The sequence below is a fragment of the Stieleria sp. genome (genome assembly GCF_041595215.1).
Classification (GTDB): domain Bacteria; phylum Planctomycetota; class Planctomycetia; order Pirellulales; family Pirellulaceae; genus Stieleria; species Stieleria magnilauensis.
Genome location: NZ_JBFHKV010001058.1, coordinates 1 through 2967 on the forward strand (window position 1 = coordinate 1; position 2967 = coordinate 2967).

Annotated in this window: 3 protein-coding genes; all 3 read left to right on the forward strand. The window is 59.1% G+C overall.

Annotated features, from left to right (window positions below; translation table 11 throughout):
• Nucleotides 1-1143, forward strand: a 1143-nt coding sequence (locus tag ABX749_RS27960) for a redoxin domain-containing protein (protein WP_372898924.1), incomplete at its 5' end; no start/stop codon positions are given.
• Between the two features lie 9 nt (nt 1144-1152).
• Nucleotides 1153-1686, forward strand: a complete 534-nt coding sequence (locus ABX749_RS27965; RefSeq protein WP_372898925.1) for a hypothetical protein — start codon at nt 1153-1155, stop codon at nt 1684-1686.
• A gap of 58 nt (nt 1687-1744) precedes the next feature.
• A partial coding sequence (locus ABX749_RS27970; protein WP_372898926.1) for a hypothetical protein occupies nt 1745-2967 on the forward strand: 1223 nt, incomplete at its 3' end.

A 2967-nucleotide genomic window follows, 5' to 3' on the forward strand; every position in this document is an offset into this window, starting at 1 on the left:
AGCTGTGTGCCCTCGTTGTCCGGCGGGGCCGATTTTCCACCCGGACTGCAAACCCTGGAAATTGGCGATGCGGCACCGGACTTTAAATTGCCGGGGATCGACGGGCGTGATTGGACCTTGAACGATTTTCGTGACGGAAAGGTGTTGATCGTTTACTTCACGTCCAACCATTGTCCGGTCTGCCACGCCCACGATCCGCGATTCATGGAATTGGTTCGCGAAGTCGACGGCCGGGGCGTGAGGGTCGTCGCGATCAATCCCAATTCCGGCGACGGGCTTCGGCCCGATGAATTGGGCTATTCCAAGTACGATGACAGTTTCGAAGACATGACGCCGTATGCGAAAGAACATGGATTCACGTTTCCGTATCTGTACGACGGGGCCACGCAAGCGACGGCGAAGAGCTATGGCTGTTTGGCAACGCCCCATGTTTTCGTTTTTGATTCCGACCGAAAGTTGCGCTACAAGGGGCGTCTGGACAATTCCCGCTATCCAGACCCTGAGACGGTCAAGTCGCGCGAAACACGAGACGCCGTTCTAGCGCTCTTAAACGGCAAGCCCGTGCCTGTCCCGGTGACCAAACCGTTCGGCTGTTCGACGAAGTGGCGTGAAAAGATCGTCAACGTGGAAGAGGACGAGACGCGTTGGCAATCGGCGGAGGTGACGCTGGATGAGATCGATGCCGCGGGGCTGGCCAAGTTGGTCGAAAACAACACCGACAAGTATCGATTGTTCAATGTCTGGTCCACGACGTGTGCGCCATGCGTCGAAGAGTTTCCGGGGCTGACGCGTGTTTCGCGGCGGATGGGATTGCGAAAATTTGAACTGATCACCATCAGCACCGATCTGCCTAAAAACCGCGACCGTGTACTCGCCTTTCTGTCGGCAAACCGAGCCGCACTGCCGGCGCGATTGAAACCCTCGCTGGAATCCGAAGGCCGAACGTCGAACAATTATCTGTTTGCCGACCCGGATGTTGATGCACTGATCGCCGCATTGGATCCACAGTGGGAGGGGCCCGAGCCGCACACCGTGTTGGTCGCGCCGGGCGGTAAGATCGTGTTTCGTCACAATGGGATGATCGGCGAAACGGAACTGCTGGAAGCGTTGCTGGCCGAAATGAAAGAAACGTATCTGGAATAGGTGACGGTGATGAAGAGAACGTACGTTGTGATTGGCTGTCTGTTGGTTTGCTGTGGCTGTTTCCCGCCACCGGCTTCGTCTCCTGCATCGGCACAAAAACGCCAGGCCCAGGCGATCGCCGATCGTGAGGAGGAATTGGCGTTCCGAGACGAGTCGGGCGAGATGGATTGGCGGAGCCGGGTCGATGCGGCCAAAGAATTGCTCGAGCAAGCTCAGTCCAACCGTCGTTGGGGACAATCGCAAGCCGCGCTCGAGCAGGCCTTAGACGCAGCGCGATTGATGCCGCCGCCGGGCAAAGACTTTGACTTGGAAACCGAATTGGCCGGCCTGCGGGGAGATCCGGCCGGCGGATCAGCGGAGGAATCACCCGAGTCCGTTCTGGAGGACGAAGGCCAAGGTGCCTCGACCGGCTCGAGCGTGACCAATGCGGAGGTTCGGCAAATGCGAAAAGAGCTGGAAGCTTTACTCGAACGGCTGGAAGGGAGTACCGGGCGGACCAACAGCGAATTAAGCTTGGAGCGGGACCTCATCGAGATTCAGTGAGCCAACGCAGCGTGATCGCGCTGCGGTCGGTCTTGTCTTCCCAGTCAGCGGTGCCCTTTTGATTCAGCGAAACGTCGACCCGGTTCTTCATCGTCTGCAACGTGCACTGGAAACCGGTGCGTCGCGCGAAGAGGTTTCTGAAGCTTTGGCAGCGGCGGAATCGGCGGCCGAGCAGTCGGGCGAGGCATTCTCGCCGCTGTTGCGGTACCGTGCCGAAGAGTACGTCCAGGCCGAACGCATGTTGGAACGGCGTCGGCTGATGTTCGCCGTCGCCTGTGTGGTGTGCCTGTTTGCGACCGTCGTCGGCGCATTCGGCTTGACCACTCTGGACCGCATGCGAACGCTGGTCGATCACGAGGCCGAGTTCGATAAATTGGTTGCGGCGGAATCCTGGGACGAAGCATCCGACTTTCTCGATCAGCTCGACGAGAACACGCGATCCGAACCCGCGTTCGTCCGCGGCCGTGAAATGGTCGACCAAGCGATCGCCCGCGAAGCCGAACGCAAGGCTGAATTCAAACGTTTGGCCGATCAGATGCGATCCTCTTCTGTGACCGACATCGATGCCGAAGACGTCAAACGATTGAACACGTTGGCGCGAAGCGATGAGGAGCGGCAGTTCGCCAGCGAAATGCTTGCCAAAGCAGAAGAGCAACGGTTGCAACGAGAAGCCGCTCGCGCGAACGATCAAACGCATGCTTTCGAGACTTTGCAAGACAAGGTCGAGCGGTTCCTTCGTGTCGAATCCGAGGAACTTGATGACGACGCGCGGGCGGCACGACGTTTTGAGTTGCAACAAGAATTGGGGCGGTTTGCCGCCGACCATCAACTGGGCAATCCGGAATTGAGCGAGGCAGCCAAACAGGCAGCCAAAATGCTCGCCGCGTCCGCCCAGCAGGAAAAGAAACAGACCGACCGCGACAAGCTCGTTCAGGCGATCACGCGATCGGTGGGAAACGCCCAGCGTTACAGGCGAGCGATCGAGCAGTTTGTCGACGATTGGCCTCGAGACACGTTGGCTCAGCGGCTGCAGCGAGAAGCCCCGAGTGCCGACGCCATCGATGCCACGCTTGCCTGGATCGATGTGCTGAGTCATCCCGCCTATCAACAGCCACAATCGGCTGATGCTGAGATGGCGAAAGCCTGGTTGGCGACGCTCGAGCACGCCGAATCGCTGGAGCCTGAGCATCCGCTGTCCGTTCCGGCGACCCGATGGCGGGCGACGTATCAAACCCTTGCCGGCTGTGACGAGGCGATCAAGGAACTGCGTGAGGCGTTTCG

Coding starts and splice junctions, on each gene's coding strand:
- ABX749_RS27965 (WP_372898925.1), top strand. CDS start 1,153: ATGAAGAGAACGTACGTTGTGATTGGCTGTCTGTTGGTTTGCTGTGGC.